Source organism: Janibacter sp. FSL W8-0316 (assembly GCF_038004165.1).
GTDB lineage: Bacteria > Actinomycetota > Actinomycetes > Actinomycetales > Dermatophilaceae > Janibacter > Janibacter indicus.
This window is the reverse complement of sequence record NZ_JBBOQX010000001.1, coordinates 2628815-2649660: the sequence shown is the minus strand read 5'-3', so window position 1 is coordinate 2649660 and position 20846 is coordinate 2628815. Positions and strand designations below refer to the sequence as shown.

At 71.9% G+C, this 20846-nt stretch carries 20 protein-coding genes; 10 read left to right on the top strand and 10 right to left on the bottom strand.

Going from position 1 to position 20846, the window contains the following annotated elements; translation table 11 throughout:
• Window positions 1–36 precede the first annotated feature (36 nt).
• The 3 genes from NYE39_RS13050 to NYE39_RS13040 form a co-directional block, all read right to left on the bottom strand.
• Window positions 37–1320, bottom strand: coding sequence for an MFS transporter (locus tag NYE39_RS13050; protein WP_341012912.1), 1284 nt, complete (start codon window positions 1318–1320; stop codon window positions 37–39).
• Window positions 1317–1754, bottom strand: coding sequence for a MarR family winged helix-turn-helix transcriptional regulator (locus NYE39_RS13045; protein WP_072623618.1), 438 nt, complete (start codon window positions 1752–1754; stop codon window positions 1317–1319). The genes NYE39_RS13050 and NYE39_RS13045 overlap by 4 nt, the downstream gene beginning before the upstream one ends.
• A 162-nt stretch (window positions 1755–1916) precedes the next feature.
• Window positions 1917–3401, bottom strand: coding sequence for an NCS2 family permease (locus tag NYE39_RS13040; RefSeq protein ID WP_072623617.1), 1485 nt, complete (start codon window positions 3399–3401; stop codon window positions 1917–1919).
• 73 nt (window positions 3402–3474) lie between these two features.
• On the opposite strand from NYE39_RS13040, the gene NYE39_RS13035 reads away from it, so the two are divergent.
• Window positions 3475–3660: a DUF2530 domain-containing protein gene (locus tag NYE39_RS13035; protein ID WP_072626077.1), complete on the top strand. Its 186-nt coding sequence runs from the start codon at window positions 3475–3477 to the stop codon at window positions 3658–3660.
• Here the strand turns inward: NYE39_RS13035 and NYE39_RS13030 are convergent.
• Entirely contained in the window at window positions 3657–4394 is a 738-nt protein-coding gene (locus tag NYE39_RS13030; RefSeq protein ID WP_072623616.1) for a DUF3027 domain-containing protein, read from the bottom strand. The two genes, NYE39_RS13035 and NYE39_RS13030, sit on opposite strands and share 4 nt — an antisense overlap.
• 1 nt (window position 4395) lies before the next feature.
• Window positions 4396–4791 carry a cold-shock protein gene (locus NYE39_RS13025; protein ID WP_072623615.1) on the bottom strand — a complete coding sequence of 132 codons (396 nt, stop codon included), beginning with the start codon at window positions 4789–4791 and terminating at the stop codon, window positions 4396–4398.
• Window positions 4792–4917: 126 nt separating this feature from the next.
• Between NYE39_RS13025 and NYE39_RS13020 the strand changes: the two genes are divergently transcribed.
• Both NYE39_RS13020 and NYE39_RS13015 read left to right on the top strand, forming a co-directional pair.
• Window positions 4918–6228 carry an MFS transporter gene (locus tag NYE39_RS13020; protein WP_072623614.1) on the top strand — a complete coding sequence of 437 codons (1311 nt, stop codon included), beginning with the start codon at window positions 4918–4920 and terminating at the stop codon, window positions 6226–6228.
• Between the two features lie 14 nt (window positions 6229–6242).
• Window positions 6243–8441: a helicase-associated domain-containing protein gene (locus NYE39_RS13015; protein ID WP_083545961.1), complete on the top strand. Its 2199-nt coding sequence runs from the start codon at window positions 6243–6245 to the stop codon at window positions 8439–8441.
• Window positions 8442–8456: 15 nt separating this feature from the next.
• Here the strand turns inward: NYE39_RS13015 and NYE39_RS13010 are convergent, their stop codons facing one another.
• Window positions 8457–9395 (bottom strand): hydroxymethylglutaryl-CoA lyase, encoded by a 939-nt coding sequence (locus NYE39_RS13010; RefSeq protein WP_072626075.1) that lies wholly within the window; start codon window positions 9393–9395, stop codon window positions 8457–8459.
• Between the two features lie 70 nt (window positions 9396–9465).
• On the opposite strand from NYE39_RS13010, the gene NYE39_RS13005 reads away from it, so the two are divergent.
• Complete coding sequence (locus NYE39_RS13005; protein ID WP_072623613.1) at window positions 9466–9903, top strand: hypothetical protein; 438 nt, start codon at window positions 9466–9468, stop codon at window positions 9901–9903.
• A gap of 2 nt (window positions 9904–9905) precedes the next feature.
• Window positions 9906–11540 (top strand): DNA repair helicase XPB, encoded by a 1635-nt coding sequence (locus tag NYE39_RS13000; protein WP_072623612.1) that lies wholly within the window; start codon window positions 9906–9908, stop codon window positions 11538–11540.
• A gap of 4 nt (window positions 11541–11544) precedes the next feature.
• Here NYE39_RS13000 and ehuA read toward each other — a convergent pair whose 3' ends face one another.
• The 4 genes from ehuA to ehuB are packed head-to-tail and all read right to left on the bottom strand — an operon-like array spanning window position 11545 to window position 14585.
• Window positions 11545–12300 (bottom strand): ectoine/hydroxyectoine ABC transporter ATP-binding protein EhuA, encoded by a 756-nt coding sequence (gene ehuA / locus NYE39_RS12995; RefSeq protein WP_072623611.1) that lies wholly within the window; start codon window positions 12298–12300, stop codon window positions 11545–11547.
• Between the two features lie 34 nt (window positions 12301–12334).
• A complete protein-coding gene (gene ehuD, locus NYE39_RS12990) occupies window positions 12335–13003 on the bottom strand; it encodes an ectoine/hydroxyectoine ABC transporter permease subunit EhuD (protein WP_072623610.1) in 669 nt (222 codons plus the stop codon).
• Window positions 13003–13701: an ectoine/hydroxyectoine ABC transporter permease subunit EhuC gene (gene ehuC, locus NYE39_RS12985; RefSeq protein ID WP_341012911.1), complete on the bottom strand. Its 699-nt coding sequence runs from the start codon at window positions 13699–13701 to the stop codon at window positions 13003–13005. Before ehuC ends, ehuD begins: the two co-directional genes overlap by 1 nt.
• Window positions 13698–14585 (bottom strand): ectoine/hydroxyectoine ABC transporter substrate-binding protein EhuB, encoded by an 888-nt coding sequence (ehuB, locus tag NYE39_RS12980; protein WP_072623608.1) that lies wholly within the window; start codon window positions 14583–14585, stop codon window positions 13698–13700. Before ehuB ends, ehuC begins: the two co-directional genes overlap by 4 nt.
• Before the next feature lie 177 nt (window positions 14586–14762).
• Here ehuB and NYE39_RS12975 point away from each other — a divergent pair, with 177 nt between their 5' ends.
• The 5 genes from NYE39_RS12975 to NYE39_RS12955 all read left to right on the top strand — a co-directional run bounded on the left by NYE39_RS12975 (window position 14763) and on the right by NYE39_RS12955 (window position 20813).
• On the top strand, window positions 14763–15476 hold the full coding sequence (locus tag NYE39_RS12975; protein ID WP_072623607.1) for a response regulator transcription factor: 714 nt from the start codon (window positions 14763–14765) through the stop codon (window positions 15474–15476).
• 7 nt (window positions 15477–15483) lie between these two features.
• A complete protein-coding gene (locus NYE39_RS12970; RefSeq protein WP_192911385.1) occupies window positions 15484–16956 on the top strand; it encodes a sensor histidine kinase in 1473 nt (490 codons plus the stop codon).
• A gap of 86 nt (window positions 16957–17042) precedes the next feature.
• Window positions 17043–18296: a S1C family serine protease gene (locus NYE39_RS12965; RefSeq protein WP_341012910.1), complete on the top strand. Its 1254-nt coding sequence runs from the start codon at window positions 17043–17045 to the stop codon at window positions 18294–18296.
• Between the two features lie 250 nt (window positions 18297–18546).
• Complete coding sequence (locus NYE39_RS12960) at window positions 18547–20463, top strand: DUF2339 domain-containing protein (RefSeq protein ID WP_164513551.1); 1917 nt, start codon at window positions 18547–18549, stop codon at window positions 20461–20463.
• Window positions 20464–20516: 53 nt separating this feature from the next.
• Window positions 20517–20813, top strand: a complete 297-nt coding sequence (locus tag NYE39_RS12955) for a WXG100 family type VII secretion target (RefSeq protein ID WP_072623604.1) — start codon at window positions 20517–20519, stop codon at window positions 20811–20813.
• The last annotated feature ends 33 nt before the right edge of the window (window positions 20814–20846 follow it).

The window sequence follows — 20846 nt, the reverse complement described above, 5'->3', positions numbered from 1 at the left end:
GCACGACCCACGTCATGACCCGGCGGAAGCGCGGGGTCATCGGGCGGCCTGCGGCACGTCGTGGGTCGGCGCGGAGGAGACCCGCACCCGGGGTCGGCGTTGGCTGGAGTAGGTCACCTCGACATTCTCGTGCCGACCGAGCCAGATCGAGACCCCGACGAGCGTGATCCCGACCGCGGCGGCCCCGATGCCGATCGTCCAGCGCGGGCCGAGGACGTCGCCGACCCAGCCGATGATCGGCGCGCCGAGCGGTGTCCCGCCGAAGAAGATCGCCATGTAGAGGGCCATGACGCGGCCGCGCATCATCGGGTCGGTGCGCATCTGGACCATGGCATTGGCCGTCGTCATCGCCGTCAGGGCGGTCAGGCCGCACGCCGCGAGCGCCACCGCGAAGCTCGCGTAGGTCGGGGCGAGCGCGGCGCCGGCCGCGGCGAAGGTGAAGCCGACGAGCGAGAGCAGCAGCACCCGTAGCCGCGGCTCGCTGCGCCGGGCAGCCAGCAGCGCGGCGCTCAGCGAGCCGACCGCCATGATCGAGCCGAGCAGGCCGTAGTCCTCGGCGCCCCGTCCGAAGACCTGGGTGGCCATGAGCGCGATGGTGATCTGGAAGTTCATGCCGAAGGTGCCCAGGACGAAGATCAGCACCATGACGAGGATGATGTCGGGCCGGCCGCGCACGTAGCGCAGGCCCTCGCGGGCCGAGCCACGACCGGTCACCCGCGGCGCCGGGGTCAGCTCGCTCGCCCGCAGCGCGAGCAGCGCGACGATGACCGTGACGAAGGACAGCGAGTTGACGAGCAGCGCCTGGCCCGAGCCGATGCCGGCGATGACGAGTCCGGCGACCGCAGGGCCGATGAGCCGGCCGAGGTTGAAGGAGGCGCTGTTGAGGGCGACGGCATTGCTCAGCCGCTCGCGCGGCACCATCTCGGAGACGAAGGTCTGCCGCGCCGGGTTGTCGAAGGCCGTGGCGACACCGGTCATGAGCGCCAGCAGGTAGAAGTGCCACAGCTGCGCCGCCCCGGTGACGACGAGGACACCGCCGACGAGCGCGGTCAGGCCGAGCACCGCCTGGGTGAGCAGCAGCAGCGCCCGCTTGGGGAAGCGGTCGACGACCGCGCCGGTCCACGGCGCGAGCAGCAGCATCGGGAGGAACTGCAGGCCGGTGACAATGCCCAGCGCGGTGGCCGAGTGGTCGGTGAGCTCGGTGAGCACGACCCAGTCCTGGGCGACGCGGCCCATCCAGGTGCCGACGTTGGAGACGATCGCGCCGAGGGCGTAGATGCGGTAGTTGCGGATCGAGAGGGAGGCGAAGGTCGGGCTCATCGGGCGGCGATCCGCTGCAGCAGGTCGGTGGCGGCCCGCAGGGTCGCCTGCTCGTCGCCGGTGAGCTCGGCCACCCGCTCGGTCATCCACTTGTCGCGGCGACGGCGGGTGAGCGCCAGCGTGGCGCGCCCCTCGGCTGTGAGCTCGACGAGCACCCGGCGCCCGTCCTGCGGGTCGTCGTGCCGCTCGACGAGGCCGTCGTCGGCGAGGCAGCCGACCGTGCGGGTCATGCTCGGGGCCGAGACCTTTTCGACGTCGGCCAGGGCGCGCGGGGTGAGCGGCCCGTCCTCGAGCCGCGACAGGACCGAGAACTGGTGCGGCGCAATGGCGTCGGTGCTCTCGAAGCGGACCCGCCGACTGATCCGCATGCACGCGAGGCGCAGGTCCTCGCTCAGGCTGCTGATGGCCTCGTGGCCCACCTCGTCACCGGACACGGATCTCCCTTCGCTCGCCAGAACACGTTAGCACAACTCATTACCTGTGCTAACTAATCCCACCTGTCCCGGGATTCTCGGGTGACCCGGAAAACCCCCGCTTCGCAAGGGTTTGGAACTCTTGCGAAGCGGGGGTAAGTCCTGCGAAGGGGGAGGGGCCCGTCACTCGACGCCGAGGATCCCCTTGATCGGGTCGATGCCGAAGTAGAGGACGAAGAGCACGCCGACGAGCCACATCAGCGGGTGGATCGTCGCGACCTTGCCACGCACCACCTTGATGAAGACATAGCTGACGAAGCCGGCGCCGATGCCCGCGGTGATCGAGTAGGTGAAGGGCATGAGGATGATCGTCAGGAAGGCCGGGATGGCGATCTCCAGGTCGTCCCAGTCGATGTCCTTGACCTGCTGCATCATGAGGAAGCCGACGAGCACGAGCGCCGGGGTCGCGGCCTCGTAGGGCACGACGGCGACGAGCGGCGACAGGAAGGTCGTCAGCAGGAAGAGCACGCCGGTGACCACCGAGGCCAGACCCGTGCGCGCGCCCTCGCCGACACCCGAGGCGGACTCGATGTAGCTCGTGTTGGAGCTGACCGAGGCGGCACCACCGGCGACCGCGGCGAGCGAGTCGACGACGAGGATCTTCTGGCTGTTGGGCGGGTTGCCCTCCTCGTCGAGCAGGTCGCCCTCGGCGCCGACGGCGACCATCGTGCCCATCGTGTCGAAGAAGTCGGCGAGCAGGATCGTGAAGACGAGCAGCGCCGCGGAGACGATGCCGATCTTGTTGAAGGAGCCGAGGAGGTTGAAGTCGCCGAGGAGGCCGAAGTCCGGGGTCGCGACGAGCGAGCTCGGCAGGCTCGGGACGTTGAGCCCCCAGCCGGTCGGGTTGACCAGCTCGCCGGCCTCGTTGGTCTGGCCGCCGATGTCGAAGACCGCCTCGACGACCATCGCGAGGATCGTCGTGCCGAGGATGCCGTAGAGGATCGCGCCCTTCACCCCGCGCACGTGCAGCGTGATGATGATGAAGAGGCCGATGACGAAGACGAGCAGCGGCCAGCCGGCGAGGAAGCCGCCGACACCGAGCTCACCCAGCGGGCCGCCCTCGGCCTTGCGCACGAAGCCGGCGTCGACGAGACCGACGACGGTGATGAAGAGGCCGATGCCGACGCTGATCGCCGTCTTGAGCGGTGGCGGCACGGCGTGCAGCACCGCCTTGCGGAAGCCGGTGAGCACGAGCAGCAGGATGATCAGGCCCTCGAGGACGATCAGGCCCATCGCGTCGGCCCAGGTCATCTCGGGCAGCTTGGCGATGCCGAAGGCGACGAAGGCGTTGAGCCCCAGGCCTGCCGCGAGCGCCAGCGGGTAGTTGGCGACGACACCCATGAGGAGGGTCATCACGCCGGCGACGAGCGCGGTGCAGGCCGCGACCATCGCGAGGTTGGGCCCGTCACCGCCGCCGAGGAAGCCTCCGGTCGAGTCCTCCTGGGTGCCGATGATCAGCGGGTTGAGGACGACGATGTAGGCCATGGTGAAGAAGGTGGCGAACCCACCACGGACCTCGCGGCTGACGGACGAGCCGCGTTCGGTGATCTTGAAGTACCGCTCGAGAGCGGAGCCCTCCGTCGACGGGCGGGCAGCAGGGGTGCTCATGGGCCGACATCGTATTGCCGTGGCGGCCGTGCTCCTGCATCCGATCCCCCTGCCCCGCACCTACGCTGGGGCCATGACCCGGATCGTCCTCGTGGGCTCGCTGCTGTGGCTGCTCGCCCTCGTCGCGACCCTCGTCGTGCCCGGTTGGCACACCGGCGACCGGTCGTGGTGGCCGTGGACGTGCGTCGCCGGCCTCACCCTGGGGTTCCTCGGCTGGGCCTACCTGCGCCGCCGCCGCGGTAATGCCGAGCAGGCCTAGAGGACCTCGAGCACCTCGTCGTCGAGGATCGGCTCGCCGACCTTCTCCGGCTCGGGGGCGTCCATGTCGATCTCGGAGTGGGCGCCACAGCCGTGGTCGCGGCTGACGACGCCGCCGTCGCTCGGGCTCCACTCGTTGGCGCAGACGCCGAAGACCGAGCGCAGGGCGCCCGCCATCGGGATGAAGTAGCCGCACCCCGCGCAGCGCGCGGGAGCCTTGGTCGCGACCTCGGCGTTCGGACCGTGGGCGCCGTCGTACCAGCGCAGGGCGGCCCGGGCACGGCCCTCGGCGGACAGCACCCGCGGGCGCCCGAGACCGAGCTCCCACAGGGCCACCGCGTCGACGTCCTCGTCACCCGTGGCCTCGAAGCCGGGCTCGAGGTTGGGGTCGTCGTCGATCTTGGGCGTGACGTCGCCGGGGCCGACGTCGCCGGGGGCGAGCCGGTCGGCCCACGGCAGCCACTCCGGCGAGAGGATCGCGTCGTCGCCGGGCAGCAGCTGGGTCTCGCAGACGGTCGCCGTCTTGGCGCGCGGGGCGCGGGTGACCGTCACCGCCCACGCCCACCCGCCGTAGCCGGGCAGGGTGGCGGCGAACCAGTGGGTGCCGAGGCGCTCGCCGTCGAGGGTGAAGCCGACGTGCTCGCCGACGCCCTCCCCCTTCGTCGCCTCGAGCAGCTCGCGACGGGCCGGCTCGACGGCGGCCGCGAGCACGGCATCGGACTTGGCGCGTGCCATCTCAGCCCTCCAGGTCGTCGGCGACGCGGCGCAGGACCTGGGCGACCTTGGCGCCCTGCGCCTTGTCGGGGTAGCGGCCGCGGCGCAGGCCGTTGCCGATGCCGTCGAGGAGCTTGATGACGTCCTCGACGATCGCGGCCATGTCCTCGGCGCCCTTGCGGTCGCGCTGGCGCAGGTTGGAGGTGACGCTCGGCGGGGTGTCGAGGACCTTGACCGCCAGCGCCTGGGCGCCGCGGCGGCCCTCGACGATGCCGTAGTCCACGCGGGTACCGCCCTTGAGCGTCGTCGTGCCCTCGGGCAGGGCATTGGCGTGGAGGAAGATGTCCGCGCCGTCGTCCCCGGAGATGAAGCCGAAGCCCTTCTCCGCGTCGTACCACTTGACCTTGCCAGTGGGCACCGTGCACCTCTTGCTCGCATACGAAAGTGTGTGGGCGCACCGGATCGCGCACCACCCCCAAGGGTAACCCGAGCAGGCCGAAAGCCAGTGGTCGGCCGTCGGTGCCGTGGGGCAGCATTGCCCCTCGTGACCACGCTGCCCAAGGACCTCCCCGCCGACGAGATCGGGTCGGGTCTGGCCGGCTTCTGGCGGGCGCTGCCGCGCGAAGGGAGGTTCCTCCTCTCGACCGTCGCCGTCCAGCACCTCGGGCGGGGCATGACCTTGCCCTTCACGGTCATCTACCTGCACGAGGTGCGCGGCTTCTCCCTCGACACCGCGGGCTCGATCATGGCCCTGCTCGCGCTGGTGGCCGCCCTGGCCGCGGCACCGATGGGCGCCCTCACCGACCTCCTCGGCGCCCGGTGGATGCTCATCGTCGCCGGCGTGTGCCAGAGCCTCGGGGCGGTCGCGCTCGCCTTCGCGACGAGCCTGCCGATCGCGGTCCTCGGCGCGGTGCTCATGGGCCTGTCGCAGAGCATCGGCTGGTCGGCGTCCAACACCTTCATCTCCGCTCTGGTGCGAGGGCCCTTGCGGCAGAGGTACTTCGGGGTCAACTTCGCCCTGCTCAACCTCGGCATCGGCGCGGGTGGGCTCATCGCCGGGGCCTTCGTCGACGTCGCCCGGCCGGTGACCTTCGAGACGATCTTCCTCGTCGACGCCGTCCTCGTGCTCATCCCCGGCATCTGGCTGCTCGGCCCCCTTCGTCATGTGCACGCCCGCGCCGAGCACCCCGACGACGGCTCCGCCACCGCGAGCTACGCGACGGTCCTGCGCCTGCCCGGCATGCGCTGGGTGCTGCTGCTGGCGCTCGTCACGAGCTTCGTCGGCTACGGCCAGCTCGAGGCCGGCATCCCGGCCTTCGCGCACGGGGTGGCGCAGGTGAGCACCTCCGTCGTCGGGCTGGCCTTCGCGGCCAACACCGCCGTCATCGTCCTGCTGCAGTTCTGGGTGCTCCAGCGCATCGAGGGCCACCGGCGCACCCGCGTCGGCCTCGTCATGCTCGGCATCTGGGCGGTCGCGTGGCTCGCCCTCGGGCTGAGCGGCCAGCTCCCGGGGAGCCTCGCGGCCTCCGTGCTCGTCGTCGCCTTCCTCACCCTCTTCGGCCTCGGCGAGACCCTGCTGCAGCCCACGCTCCCCGCGATCACCAACGACATGGCGCCCGACCACCTGCGGGGCCGGGTCAACGCCGCCCAGTCCACGGCCTTCATGGCCGGCGGGGTGCTCGGGCCGCTCGTCGCCGGGGTGCTGCTCGAGCGCGACCTGTCGACGACCTTCGTCCTCGTCGTCGTCGCCGGGCTCGTCGTCACGGCCTGGCTCTTCCTGCGGCTGGAGCGGATCGTCAGCCCCGCGGTCAACGGACTCCCGGTGACCGCGACCGACGAGCCGTCCGTGCACTGAACTACCGTGGGTCGGTGCGTTCCCTCGCCGAGGACATCCGCGACCGCTCCGACGCCGAGCTGGTCGCGCTGCTCGAGCTGCGACCCGACCTGGCGCGACCCCAGCCTGCCGATCTCACCGCCCTGGCCGCCCGGGCGAGCACCCGCGCGAGCACGGCCCGCGCCGTCGACCACCTCGACCTCGACCACCTGAGCGCCCTGCAGGCCTGTGCAGTCACCGGCTCGACGGACCCGGCGACCATCGCCCCCTTCGTCGGGGTGGACGAGCACGAGGCCGCCACCCTCGTCGACGACCTGACGGCCGCGGCCCTGCTGTGGCGCTCCCCCGACGGCCCGGTCCTGGCCCGCACCGTCACCGACGTCCTCGGCCCGCACCCCGCGGGGCTCGGCCCGAGCGCCGCGACCCTCGGTCACGCGCTGCCCCTCGACCTGCCGACGACCCTCGCCGACCTCCCCGCCGAGCAGAGCCAGGTCCTGGGCCACATCACCGCGCACGGTCCCACGGCCGCCGTCCCCGGCGACCCGGAGGGACGCACCGGCCGGGCCGTCGCCGCGCTCGTCGACGCCGGTCTCCTGGCCGCCCTCGACGCCGAGCACGTCGTCGTGCCGCGCGAGGTGGGGCTGGCCGTCCGCGGCGGCCGCCTGCACCCCGAGCCGCGCGAGCAGGCCACGACACCCCCGAGCTACGACCCCGACGACGTCGACCGGGCCGCAACCGCCTCGGCCACCGAGCTCGTCGCCCTGGTCGACGAGCTGCTCGACCACGCCGATGCCCTGCGCCCGCGGGTCCTGCGCAGCGGCGGTCTCGCGGTGCGCGACCTGCGCACCCTGGCCACCCGCATCGACCTCGACGAGGCCGCCACCACCCTGCTCCTCGAGCTCGCCCTGGGCGCGGCCCTGCTCGCCGACGACCACGCGCTCGACCCGACCTGGCGCCTCACCACCGTCGTCGAGGACTGGCGCGCCCTCGCACCCGCGCGGCGCTGGAGCGCGCTCGCCCTGCCCTGGCTGCACTCCCTGCGCGCCACCGTCGTGCCCGCCCCCGAGGACGGCGGGCGGGTCAACGCCCTGTCCGAGGGCATGGTCTGGCCGCCGGTGCGGGCGCTGCGCCACGAGGTGCTCGAGATCCTCGCCGCGCTCCCGGCCGGCAGCGCCCCCGACACGGCGACCGTCGTGCACCTGCTCCACCAGCGCCGTCCCCGCCGCATGCCCCACCAGGCCGACGAGGTCGTGGCCGCGCTGCTGCGCGAGGGCGAGTCCCTCGGCGTCACCGGTCGCGGGGCCCTCGGCTCCTTCGGCCGGCTGCTGCTCAGCGACGAGGCCGCCGCGACCGAGCGGCTGGCCGAGCTCGTCCCCGACCCCGTCGACCAGCTGCTCCTGCAGGCCGACCTCACGGCGATCGTGCCGGGCACTCCGGTGCCCGAGCTCGCGGCGATGCTCCGCCGCAGCTCGGTGCTCGAGTCACGAGGCGGCGCGAGCGTGCACCGCTTCACCGAGGCCGCGCTGCGCGGGGCGCTCGACGCCGGGTGGACCGCCGACGACCTGCTCGAGTCGCTCGCTCGCTTCAGCGCCACGCCCGTGCCCCAGCCGCTGGACTACCTCGTGCGCGATGTGGCCCGCCGCCACGGGCAGCTGCGGGTCGGCAGCGCCGGCAGCTATCTGCGCAGTGACGACCCGACGCACCTCGAGGCGCTGCTCGGCCACCGCGACCTCGGCCACCTCCAGCTGCGGCAGATCGCCCCGACCGTCCTCGTCTCGCCGGCCGGCCCCACGACCCTGCTCGACGCGCTGCGCGAGATCGGCGCCGCGCCGGCGCTCGAGGGATCCGGCGGTGTCGTGAGCAGCACGCCCACCGGGTCGCGGATCACGCCGCGCACCGCTCGCCCCGTCCTCGAGGTCCGCCCCGAGCCGGCACAGGAGGTGCTCGAGCGCCTCCGCGCCGGCGAGGCGCGCGCCGCCGCCCAGCGCACCGCCGGCACCCCCGACGGGCCGAGCATCCCCGCTCTCGACCCCGCGAGCAGCTCGGCGCTGCTGCGCGAGGCAGCCGCCGACCGGCTCGCCGCGTGGATCGGCGTCACCGACGCCGTCGGCGCCACCCGCCGGCTGCTCTTCCACCCCCTCGCCGTCGAGGGTGGCCGCGTCATCGGCGAGGTCGACGCGATGCCGCAGACCTACTCGCTGCACCGCATCACCGGCGTCGTCATCGACGGCTGAGCCGGGCTCGCCGGGTCACCCGCCCGACAGCGCCTTGACGACCCGCGAGGGCGAGGCCTTGCCGAGCTGCTGCGCCATCCACGCGCTCGTCTCGACGAGCGCGTCGAGGTCGACACCGCTCTCGACACCCGCCCCGTCGAGCATCCACACGAGGTCCTCGGTGGCCAGGTTGCCCGTCGCCGACTTCGCATAGGGGCAGCCGCCGAGCCCGCCGGTCGAGGCGTCGACGACGGTCACGCCGGCGCGCAGGGCCGTGAGGGTGTTGGCCAGGGCCTGCCCGTAGGTGTCGTGGAAGTGCACCCCGATCCGGTCCACGCCGACCCCGCGCCGGTCGAGGGCGGCGAGCAGCGCCTCGACGTGCCCGGTCGTGCCGGTGCCGATCGTGTCGCCGACGGAGAGCTGGTCGCAGCCGAGGTCCATCAGCTCGGCGCAGGCATCGGCCACCTGGTCGACGGGCACCGGCCCCTCCCACGGGTCGCCGAAGCACATCGACACGTAGGCGCGCACCCACAGACCGGCCTCCTGCGCCCGGCGGACCACGGGAGCGAACATCTGCACCGACTCCGCCCGCGAGCGCCCGAGGTTCTTCTGCGCGAAGGTCTCCGTCGCGCTGCCGAAGATCGCGACCGCCCCCACACCGGCCTCGAGGGCGCGGTCCAGGCCGCGTTCGTTGGGCACGAGCACGGGCCGAAGGGGGCCCCGCCCCACCTCGTCGAGATCGGCGAGGAGCTCGGCCGCGTCGGCGAGCTGCGGGACCCACCGCGGCGAGACGAAGGAGGTCGTCTCGACCGTCTCGAGCCCCGCCGCGACGAGTCGGCGGACGAACTCCGCCTTGACGGGGGTGGGCACGCTCGACGACTCGTTCTGCAGGCCATCACGCGGGCCGACCTCGTAGATCGTCACCCGTGGGGGCAGGTCGCTGGCGGGCTCGGTCTGCGGCAGTGCACGACTCATGGGGCCCATGATCCCCCATCACGTACCGTGGGCTCGGGCCGCAGTCGTCGGCCCGGGAGGACAGCACAGGATGAGCAACGACCCGTACCCGAGCCAGCGGCCCGACCCGAGCGGCAGCGACCCCTACTCGAGCGACCCCTACCTCCCCGTGGGCCGACCCGACGAGACCCGGCCGCCCGCTCCCTACCCGGCGACCCCGGCACCCCAGCAGGCGCCGCCGGCCCTGCCGCCGCCGTATGCCTACGCCTATGCGCCGCCGCGGCCCATGGGCGCCTCGGTCATCGTCCTGGTCATCCTCTCGGCGATCATGACGATGTCCGGCTACTGCTGCTGGGTCGGCATCCCGTCGCTCGTCATGGGCATCGTCGCCATGACCAAGAACTCCTCCGACCCCGAGGGCGCCGACCGGCTGACCCGCTACGGCTGGATCACCTTCGCCGCGCTCTTCGCCATCGGGCTGCTCGCCGTCATCGGCTTCTTCGCCGTCGTCGCCCTGAGCGAGGCCTGAGCGTGGCCCCCGACGGTGCCCTGATCGTCCAGAGCGACAAGACGCTCCTGCTCGAGGTCGACCACGAGCGGGCAGCCGACGCGCGGCGGGCCATCGCCCCCTTCGCCGAGCTGGAGCGCGCACCGGAGCACATCCACACCTACCGGGTCACGCCGCTCGGCCTGTGGAATGCCCGCGCCGCGGGCCACGACGCGGAGCAGGTCGTCGACGCCCTCATCACCCACTCGCGCTACCCCGTGCCGCAGGCGCTGCTCGTCGACATCGCCGAGACGATGGACCGCTACGGCCGGCTCGTGCTGGAAAAGGATGGTGAGCAGCTCGTGCTGCGCGCCACCGACCGGGCCGTGCTCACCGAGGTCATGCGGCACAAGAAGATCACGCCGCTGCTCGGCGCCCAGCTCTCCCCCGACGAGGTCGTCGTCCACCCCTCCGAGCGGGGCACACTCAAGCAGGAACTGCTCAAGGTCGGCTGGCCCGCCGACGACCGGGCCGGCTACGTCGACGGCGAGGCCCACCCCATCGACCTCACCGAGGACGGCTGGACGCTGCGGCCCTACCAGCAGCAGGCGGTCGACGGCTTCTGGGACGGTGGCTCCGGCGTCGTCGTCCTGCCGTGCGGCGCGGGCAAGACCCTCGTCGGAGCCGGCGCGATGGCCGCCGCGAGCGCCACGACGCTCATCCTCGTGACCAACACCGTCAGTGCCCGGCAGTGGAAGCAGGAGCTGCTCGAGCGCACCTCGCTCACCGAGGACGAGATCGGCGAGTACTCCGGTGCCCGCAAGGAGATCCGGCCCGTGACCATCGCGACCTACCAGGTGCTCACGCTCAAGCGCAAGGGCGTCTACCCGCACCTCGACCTGCTCGACGCCCGCGACTGGGGCCTGATCGTCTACGACGAGGTCCACCTGCTGCCGGCGCCCATCTTCCGGATGACGGCCGACCTGCAGGCCCGTCGCCGGCTCGGGCTGACGGCCACCCTCGTCCGCGAGGACGGCCGCGAGGCCGACGTCTTCTCGCTCATCGGCCCCAAGCGCTTCGACGCGCCGTGGAAGGACATCGAGGCGCAGGGCTACATCGCGCCCGCCGACTGCGTCGAGGTGCGGGTGACGCTCAGCGACTCCGAGCGCATGGCCTATGCGACGGCCGAGCCCGACGACCGCTACCGGCTCGCCTCGTGCTCACCGGTCAAACTGCCCGTCGTCCGCTCGCTCGTCGAGCAGCACCGCGGCGAGCCGACCCTCGTCATCGGTCAGTACCTCGACCAGCTGCACGAGCTCGCCGAGCAGCTCGACGCCGACCTCATCACCGGCGAGACCTCGGTCAAGGAGCGCCAGCAGCTCTTCGCCGACTTCCGCGAGGGCCGCTCGAGCCTGCTCGTGGTCTCCAAGGTGGCCAACTTCTCCGTCGACCTGCCCGAGGCGAGCGTCGCCATCCAGGTGAGCGGGACCTTCGGCTCACGCCAAGAAGAGGCCCAGCGCCTCGGGCGGGTCCTGCGGCCGAAGGGGGACGGCCGCACCGCGCACTTCTACACCGTCGTCACCCGCGACACCGTCGACGCCGAGTTCGCCGCCCACCGCCAGCGCTTCCTCGCCGAGCAGGGCTACGCCTACCGGATCGTCGACGCCGACGACCTGTAGACCGTCACAGGATCGAGGTCAGGAAGCGCTTCGTCCGCTCGTGCTCGGGGTTGCTGAGGATCGCGTCCGGGGTCCCCTGCTCGAGGATCTGGCCGTGGTCGAACATCATCACCTTGTGCGAGACGTCGCGGGCGAACTGCATCTCGTGGGTGACGATGAGCATCGAGATGTCCGTCGAGTCCGCGACATCGCGCAGCACGCCGAGCACGTCCCCGACGAGCTCCGGGTCGAGCGCCGAGGTCACCTCGTCGAGCAGCAGGATCTTCGGGTCCATCGCCAGGGCCCGGGCGATGGCGACCCGCTGCTTCTGACCTCCGGACAGGCGGCTGGGGTGCTCGTCGGCGCGATCCTTCAGGCCCACCTGGTCGAGCAGCGCCAGCCCCCGCTCACGGGCCTCGTCCTTGCTCCGCCCGAGGACGTGCACGGGCGCCTCGGTGACGTTGTCGATGACCGACATGTTGGGGAAGAGGTTGAAGTGCTGGAAGACCATGCCGATCTTCTTGCGGGTCTGGGCAACCTCCTTCTCCCGCAGGCGGACCCGCTTGCCGTCGCGGCGGTCGTGGGTCAGCGGCTTGCCCTCGATCCAGATGTAGCCGCCGGTGAGCTCCTCGAGCGTCATGACGAGCCGCAGGATCGTCGTCTTGCCCGAGCCGCTCGGGCCGATGAGCGTCACCCGCTCGCCCTGCGCGACGTCGAAGTGCAGGTCCGACAGCACCGTGTGGTCCCCGAAGGACTTCTCGACGTCCTCGAAGCGGATCACGGGGGTGGACGAAGGGGGCGTCCCCCCGGTCGGGTCAGTAGACAAGAGCTTTTTCCAATCTGCGGACGGCGAAGGCGGTGACGAGGCTCGCGACGAGGAAGATCAGCCCCGCGATGGTGAAGGCCTCGTTGTAGCGGAAGGTGTTGCCGCCGGCCTGCTGGGCGACGGTGACCATCTCGAGCACCGTGATGGCGAAGAGGTAGGGGGTGTCCTTGAACATCGAGATGGCCCAGTTGCCCAGGGCCGGGAGCGTCGAGCGGAGGGCCTGCGGGAGGATGATGTCCCGCCAGGTGCGCCCCTGCGGGAGGCTGAGCGCGCGGGCCGCCTCCCACTGGCCGGTGTCGACCGAGCGGATGCCGGCGATGAAGGACTCGGCCATGTAGGTCGCGTAGTGGATACCGATGACCACCGTCCCGACCCAGAGCATGTCCCAGTCCACGGGCACGAGGAACTTCGCGAAGACGAGCTGGACGATGAGCGGCGTCATCCGGATGACGTCCATGACCCAGCGCACGGGACGCGACAGGAGCGTCGGTGCGACCTGGGTGATCACGGCCAGGAGCAGGCCCACGACGACGGCGACGGCCGTGCCGACGACGGTGATGAGCAGGGTGGCCGTGAAGAAGGCCTCGATGATCTCGGGCGCCAGCTCACGGGCGGCCTCCCAGCTCCAGAACTCCTCGAAGGTGATGGCGGGCCTCATCAGAGCGCCACCCCCGCTCCGGCGTGGGCACTGCGGGTGGGCAGGCCGAGTCGACGACGGGCACGCTTCTCCAGCTGTCGCAGACCGGAGGAGAAGACGAGCGCGAAGAGGTAGTAGATGATCAGGCCGATGCCGTAGGCGAAGATCGTCGTCGTGTTGATGCGCAGTTGGTCGATCTCGTAGGCGAGGTCCTGCAGCCCGATGAAGAGCGCCACGGCCGTGCCCTTGATGAGCATGACGAGCAGGTTGTTGTAGCCGGAGAGCATGAGCACCCAGGCCTGCGGCCAGATGATCCGACGCATGCGGGTCAGCGGCGACATGTTGAGGGCCTTGGCGCCCTCCCACTGGCCGCGGTCGACGGCATTGATCGAGCCGCGCACGATCTCCGCGCCGTAGGCGCCGTAGTTGAGCCCGAGCGCGATGACGCCGGTGAGCACGGCATCCCAGCTGACCCCGAAGAGCGGCATGACGTAGTAGAGCCAGAAGAGCTGGACGACGAGCGAGGTCCCGCGGAAAAACTCCACGACGATCGTCGCGAGCCACCGCAGGGGTGCGACGGGGCTGATGCTCAGCAGGCCGAGGGCGACCGAGACGACGAAGGCGACCAGGGCCCCGCCGAGCGTGAGCTGGAGCGTGACGAACACGCCCTCGCCCAGTCTCGGCAGGGCATCCCGGAGCGCGTCGAGATGATCGGTCACTTGGCGTCCGGCAGCTCGCCCTTGCAGAGCTGCTCGGTCGTCAGGTCGCCCTTGGGCCGCTCGGCGTCGGTGAAGCCGAACTCGCCGATGACGTCGGTGTAGGCCTTCTCGTCGCCGGTGATCTTGGCGAGCTCCTCGTTGTAGGCATCGCGCAGGGTGTCGTCACCCTTCTTGAAAACGGTCGCGCCGGCGCCGACCTGCTCCTTGCCGTCGACCACGGCGACGAAGGAGTCGGTGACCTCGACCTTGACGTCGGGGTTGTTCTCGTCCATGGTCCGCAGGGAGATCCCGGTCAGCGCGAAGACGTCACTGCTGCCGCGCGCCACCGCGTCCATGCCGTCCTGCGGGGACTTGACCTGGGTGGCCTCGATGTCGAGCGACTTGGCGTAGTCGGTCTCGATGGCGCCGCTCATCGTCGCGAGCTTGGCGCCGGACTTCTTGACGTCGTCGAGGTCCTTGAGGTTCTTGGGGTTGCCCTCGGGCACCATGAGCGCCGTCGTGTAGAGGATCTCCGGGTCGCCGAACGAGGCCTCCTTGCAGCGGTCCGGCAGGATCGACATGCCCGCGGAGATGGCGTCGTAGCGGCCGGCCTTCAGGCCCGGGATGAGCGCATTCCACTCCGTCTTGACGCCCTTGACCTCCTTGATCCCCAGGTCCTTGAAGATCTTCTCGTGCAGGGCGATGGTGGCCCCGGTGAGTTCCCCGTCCTTCTCGAAGGAGTAGGGCTCCTCACCGGCGAAGGCGACGGTGATCGTCCCCTCCTCCTTGAGCTCGGCGAGCTTGTCGCCCGACCCGCCGTCCGATCCGGAGTCGGAGCCGCAGGCGGCCAAGGTGAGAGCGAGGGTCAGCGCTGCGGTTCCGGCCAGAGTTCGTGAGTGACGCACGTGTTTCCTCCCCTCGGAGGTTCTTCGCCGGGCCCCTCCCGGTCCTCCGAGTCCCTCCACCCGACCAAATCAACGGCGCGAAGGGGGGGTTCCCGCCCCCTTCGTTGTCACTCCGTGACCCCACCGCGCCCAGCGCTCGTTCAGCCGACACCCAGACAACGGGCGCACACTCGACGGGTGAGCACTCCCACCACCTCCGTCGACGCCCCCCACCTGCTGGTCGTCGAGGACGAGCCCAACATCCGCGAGCTACTCGCCACGTCGCTGCGCTTCGCCGGCTTCGAGGTCGAGGTGGCCGGCGACGGCGCGAGCGCGCTCGACGCGGTGCACCGCATGGAGCCCGACCTCATCGTCCTCGACGTCATGCTCCCCGACACCGACGGCTTCGAGGTCGCCTCCCGGCTGCGCGCCTCCGAGCGCCACCAGCCGATCCTCTTCCTCACGGCGCGCGACTCGCTCGACGACAAGCTCAAGGGCCTGACCGTCGGCGGCGACGACTACGTCACCAAGCCCTTCTCCCTCGAGGAGGTCATCGCCCGCATCCGGGTCATCCTGCGCCGCACGACCGACATCCCCTCCACCGAGTCGGTGCTGCGCTTCGCCGACCTCGAGCTCGACGACGAAGCCCACGAGGTCCGCCGCGCCGGACGGGTCATCGACGTCTCGCCGACCGAGTTCAAGCTGCTGCGCTACCTCATGCTCAACCCCAACCGCGTCCTGTCGAAGGCCCAGATCCTCGACCACGTGTGGGACTACGACTTCCGGGGCGAGATGGGGATCGTCGAGTCCTACATCTCCTACCTGCGCCGCAAGATCGACACCGAGGGCCTGCCGCCGCTCATCCACACCAAGCGCGGCTTCGGCTACGTGCTGCGCCTGCCGCCCGAGTGACCCGCCCATGAGCCTCGAGCGCGTCACCGCGCCCGTCGTCCGCCGGTTGGAGGCGATGCCGCTCACCTGGCGGCTCGTCGCCATCCTGCTGACGCTGCTGCTCGCGGCGCTGCTCGCGACCTCGGTGACGACGGCGTGGCTGCTCCAGCGCGACCTCGAGGCCAATGTCGACGAACAGCTGCGCACGGTCGCCATCCCGGTCGCCGAGGACAGCTCCGGGCTGTCGACCGGGGGCGAGACGCCGGACTTCTACCAGCCGCGTAGCGGACCGACCAACCTCTTCTTCGTGCGCCAGCCGGCCGACGGCGACGCCTGGCAGTACCGCTTCCCCACGGGCGTGAGCTCCCGCCCCGACGTGCCGGTCATTCGTGCAAACGACGCGCGGGCCATCACCAACCAGCCCTTCACCGTCGAGTCGCTGGACGGCACCGTCCAGTGGCGCTTCATCGCCGGCCGCTACGAGGACGGCTCGACCTTCGCCGTCGGCATGCCGCTGTCCGGGGTCAACAAGGTCATCGGCCGCTACGTCATCGTCACCGCCTCCGTCGGTCTGGGCGCCCTGGCGACCTGCGGGGTCCTCGGCTGGTTCGCGACCCGCCGAGCCTTCCGCCCCCTTCGCCGCATCGAGGACACCGCCGCGGCCATCGCCGCCGGCGACCTGACCCGACGTGTCCCCGTGCGCCACAGCCATGACGAGGTCGCGAGCCTGAGCGAGTCGCTCAACTCCATGCTCGGTCAGGTCGAGCGCAGCTTCGCCGTGCAGGAGGCGTCCGAGACCAAGATGCGCCAGTTCGTCGCCGACGCGAGCCACGAGCTGCGCACCCCGCTCGCGACCGTCCGCGGCTACGCCGAGCTCTACCGGCAGGGCGCCGTCCAGGGCCCCGACCAGACGACCCAGGCGATGGAGCGGATCGAGGGCGAGGCCTCGCGAATGACCGGGCTCGTCGACGACCTGCTGCTGCTGGCCCGCCTCGACGACCAGCGCCCGCTGGAGCTCGAGGACGTCGACCTCGTCGTCCTGTCCGCCGAGACCGTCCACGACGCCCGCGCCCGGGCTCCCCACCGCTCGATCCAGCTCGCCGGTCTCGACGGCGACCTGCGGCCCGCGGTCGTCCGCGGCGACGACGGCCGGCTGCGGCAGGTACTGAGCAACCTCATCGGCAATGCCCTCATGCACACCGCCGACGACGTGCTCGTCGAGGTCCGCACCGGCCAGGTCGGCGACCGAGCGGTCCTCGAGGTCCGCGACCACGGCGCCGGCATCGACCCCGAGGTGGCCGCCCGGGTCTTCGAACGCTTCTACCGGGTCGACAAGGCCCGCTCGCGAGCCCGCGGTGGCAGCGGCCTCGGCTTGGCCATCGTCGCGGCGATCGTCGCCCAGCACTCCGGCACCGTCGCGGTCCGCGAGACCCCGGGCGGCGGCGCGACCTTTCGCGTCGAGCTGCCCGGCGCGACACCGGCGCGCCCCGGACACGTCTGATCACAGCAATCTGACAGGTGGGGCCAAGGACGAACAGAAGTCCGCGGCGCAGAGTGGGTCGCACAGCCTCGAGAAGGAGCCCCACGATGGACCAGCCCACCGCGCCACTGCCGCCGCAGCACCCTTCGTACGCCTCGGCGCTCGCCGCTCCCCCGCCGCCGCGCATGCCGCGCCACCGGGGACGCCGGATCGGCGAGCTGACCGCGGTCGCGGTCCTCACCGCGGCCCTGGCCAGCGGTGGCACCTGGGGTGTCATGTCGCTCACCGACGACGGCACGACCGCCGCCTCGTCGACGAGCGCGAGCACGTCCGGTGACTCCGCCGCCAGCGTGGTCCCGGTGAGCAGCGCCTCCAAGACCAACCCCGACTGGAACGCCGTGACCGCCGCCGTCACGCCGAGCGTCGTCTCGATCACCGTCTCGGCGGGCGGCTCCGGCGGCGAGGGGTCCGGGGTAGTCCTGGACAAGGAGGGGCACGTCCTCACCAATCACCACGTCGTGAGCGGGGCGGGCGACGACGCGACGATCACGGTCACCCTCTCCGACGGCAAGACCTACCGGGCGAGCATCGCCGGTGAGGACGCCTCGACCGACCTGGCGGTGCTCACCCTCGAGGACCCGCCCGATGACCTGCAGCCGATCACCGTCGGCTCCTCCTCGGGCCTGGAGGTCGGCGACCCGGTCATGGCGGTCGGCAACCCCCTCGGCCTCTCCGGCACGGTGACCACGGGCATCGTCAGCGCCCTCGACCGCCCCGTGACGACCAGCTCCACCGAGAGCGAGCAGCAGGACCCCTTCGGCCAGCAGCAACAGCAGCAGTCGAGCCAGGTCGTCACCTCGGCGATCCAGACCTCGGCGGCGGTCAACCCGGGCAACTCGGGGGGCGCGCTCGTCGACGCGGCCGGTCGCCTCGTCGGCATCAACTCCTCCATCGCCAGCCTGGGCAGCAGCAGCGGTCAGTCCGGCAGCATCGGCATCGGCTTCGCGATCCCCGTCGACGAGGCCCAGTGGATCGCCGAGCAGCTCATCGAGGACGGGCAGGCCGAGCACGCCTTCCTCGGGGTCACCCCCAGCGACGGCACCGCCGAGCTCGGGTCCGCGACCCGCTCCGGCGCCCAGATCCGCTCGGTCTCCGACGGCAGCCCCGCCGAAGCTGCCGGCCTGCAGGAGGGAGACCTCGTCGTGGGCGTCGACGACAGCACGGTCACCTCGGCCGAGTCGCTCGTCGGGATCATCCACTCGCACCGGATCGGGACCAAGGTCTCGCTCGCCGTCGTCCGCGACGGCGAGGAGCAGACCATCGAAGCCACCCTCGGGACGGCCCCGACGTCCCAGGGGTGACCTGGGGAGCCGCGTGCTCAGCAGACTCTCAGGTCGATGCCAGCGGTGTCCCATCCCGGTGTCGCACGATGGTCTCAGGAGCACAGGACATGGAAGCAACGGTCGCTCGATCGTCTCCTCCCCCGACGAAGCACCGACTTCCTCCGGCTCCCACAGGGGTGCTACCCCCGCCTTCGGGTGTGGCGTCTGAAGGCGGCGCTGAGTAGCCGAACTCATGCCCCCGGTGTGCTGGCAAGAGCACACTGGGGGCATGAGCATGTCAGGAGACCCGGTCCTCGAGCGGGTGCGCGCGATCGAGGACGACTTCGCAGACGCGATGTCGCGCATGTACGGCGTCGGCAACGAGCTGGCCAGGCTCCGCGCCCACCTCGCCACCGAGGCCTCCCCCGAGCACTGGACGCGGGTCGCGGCCCCCGAGGTCCCCCCTTCGCCCTCGCCCGTGGCCACCGCTCCCGCCGCGGCGCCCGTCGCGGCCGGCCACGTGACGCCTCCGCCGCGGGTCGCCCCGCCGATGGGGCCCTCGATGGCGCCGCCGCCCTCGCCTCCGCTGCCGCCCACCGAGCCGTGGTGGCAGCGGGACGGGATCATCGCCAAGGCCCTGGCGGCCGTCGGCGCCGCGATCACCCTCATCGGCGTCGCCTTCCTCCTGGCCTTGGCGATCCAGCTGGGGTTCTTCGGTCCCCTCGCCCGGGTCATCAGCGGCGGACTGCTCTCCCTCGCGCTCGTCGGCGCCGCGGCGCTCGTGCGCTCCCGGCAGACGAGCACCGTCGGCGCCCTCGGTCTGGCGGCGACCGGCATCGCCACCGCCTACCTCGACGTCCTCGCGGTCACCTACGTCTACGCGTGGGTCCCGCTCGGCGTCGGACTCGTGCTCGCCGGCCTCATCGCCCTCGGCGGCGTCCTGCTCGCCCGCGCCTGGGACAGCCAGCTGCTCGCTGTCATCGCCGTCCTCGGCGTCGCGCTCATGGCCCCCTTCGTCGGCGTCGAGCACGAGCTGCTCACCGGCGGCTTCCTGCTCGTGCTCACCGCAGCGACCTGGCCGGCGCAGATCGGTCGCGACTGGTGGGCCCTCGAGCTCTCCCGCGTCATCCCGACCGCGCTCTTCCTCACCGCGCTCGCCGTCGCGCACGACGAGCAGGGCATCGCCGCTGCGCTGGCCATCGCCTTCGCGCTCCTCGTCATGGCTACGACGCTCGCAGGGGCCCGGGTGGGCCGGCTGCCGGATCAGCTCGGGCTCCTCGTCCCGGTCGGCATCGGCCCGCTCTGGTTCGCCGGCATGGCCTTCGACGGCCGGTGGACCGGCACCGGGCTGCTCGTCATCGCCACCTGCCTGCTCGTGCTCGTCGCCGGTCTCGTCGGGCACGACGAGCGCACCGCCCTGGTGCACCGTGTCCCCGAGCTCGCACTGGCCGCGGCGGGCGTCACCTCGCTCACCGCCGCCGTGCGCGGCGCCGACGGCAACGGCTGGACGCCGGTCGTCGGGCTGGCGCTGTGCCTGCTCTGGGCCGTCGCCGCGCTCGTCCTGCGGCACCGCACGACGCTCTTCGTCTCGTGGGCCCTGTCGACGCTGGGCCTGATCGGCGCGACCACGCTCCTGCCCCACGTCGCGCTGCGCAGCCTCGCCGACGAGGTCGGGCCCACCCACCTGCTGGCGACCGTGCTCCTCGTGGCGACGCTCGCTGTCACCGCACGGGCGAGCGACGTGCTCGTGCCGGACCTCTCGCCGGCGCTGCCGCGCGTCCTCGTCGCCCTCTCGGTGCTCGTCACCGGCGGCGCCGTCGTCCTGCTCGGCGCGCTCGTCGGCCAGCTCGTCGACGACGCCCGCGGGGGCTACACCGCGGGCCAGGCGGGCGCCACGGTCGTGTGGATGGCCACCGCCGCGGTCCTGCTGCTGCGTGGTCTGCGCGGCTCGACGATCGCCGTGCCGGCCGGCCTGGGTCTCGCCGCGCTGAGCGTCGGCAAGCTGCTCCTCTTCGACCTGTCCTTCCTCAGCGGGCTGGCCCGGGTGCTGTGCTTCATCGTCGCCGGCCTGATCCTGCTCGGGATGGGCGCCGGCTACGCCCAGGCGCTCGAGCGGTCGCGCCGCGGCGGTGGCGGCCCCGGCACCGGGCCGACCCCTCCTGTGGATAACCCGGCGGTGCCGGTCCCGGTTCCTCCTACGGTCTAGGGAGACGTCGGGCCGCAGGGGCCCGGCCGATCACCAGCCGAAGGGGAACCACCATGGCCAGCTTCACCGTCGACACCGCCCAGGTCGCGAGCAGCGCCTCCGACGTCTCGCGCATCTCCGAGGACGTCGAGACGACCGTCGCGAGCATGATGTCGCGCCTGCTGTCGCTGCAGAACGAATGGCAGGGCGAGGCCTCGTCGTCCTTCCAGGACCTCATCAACGACTGGCGCGCGACCCAGCGCACGGTCAAGGAGAGCCTCGACGAGATCGGTCGGGTCCTCGGCGAGGCCGGCCGGACCTACGACGACACCGAGACCTCGGTCAAGAGCACGATGCGCCCCGGCCGCTGACCGGCCCGACCACGACGAAGGGGGACGATGACC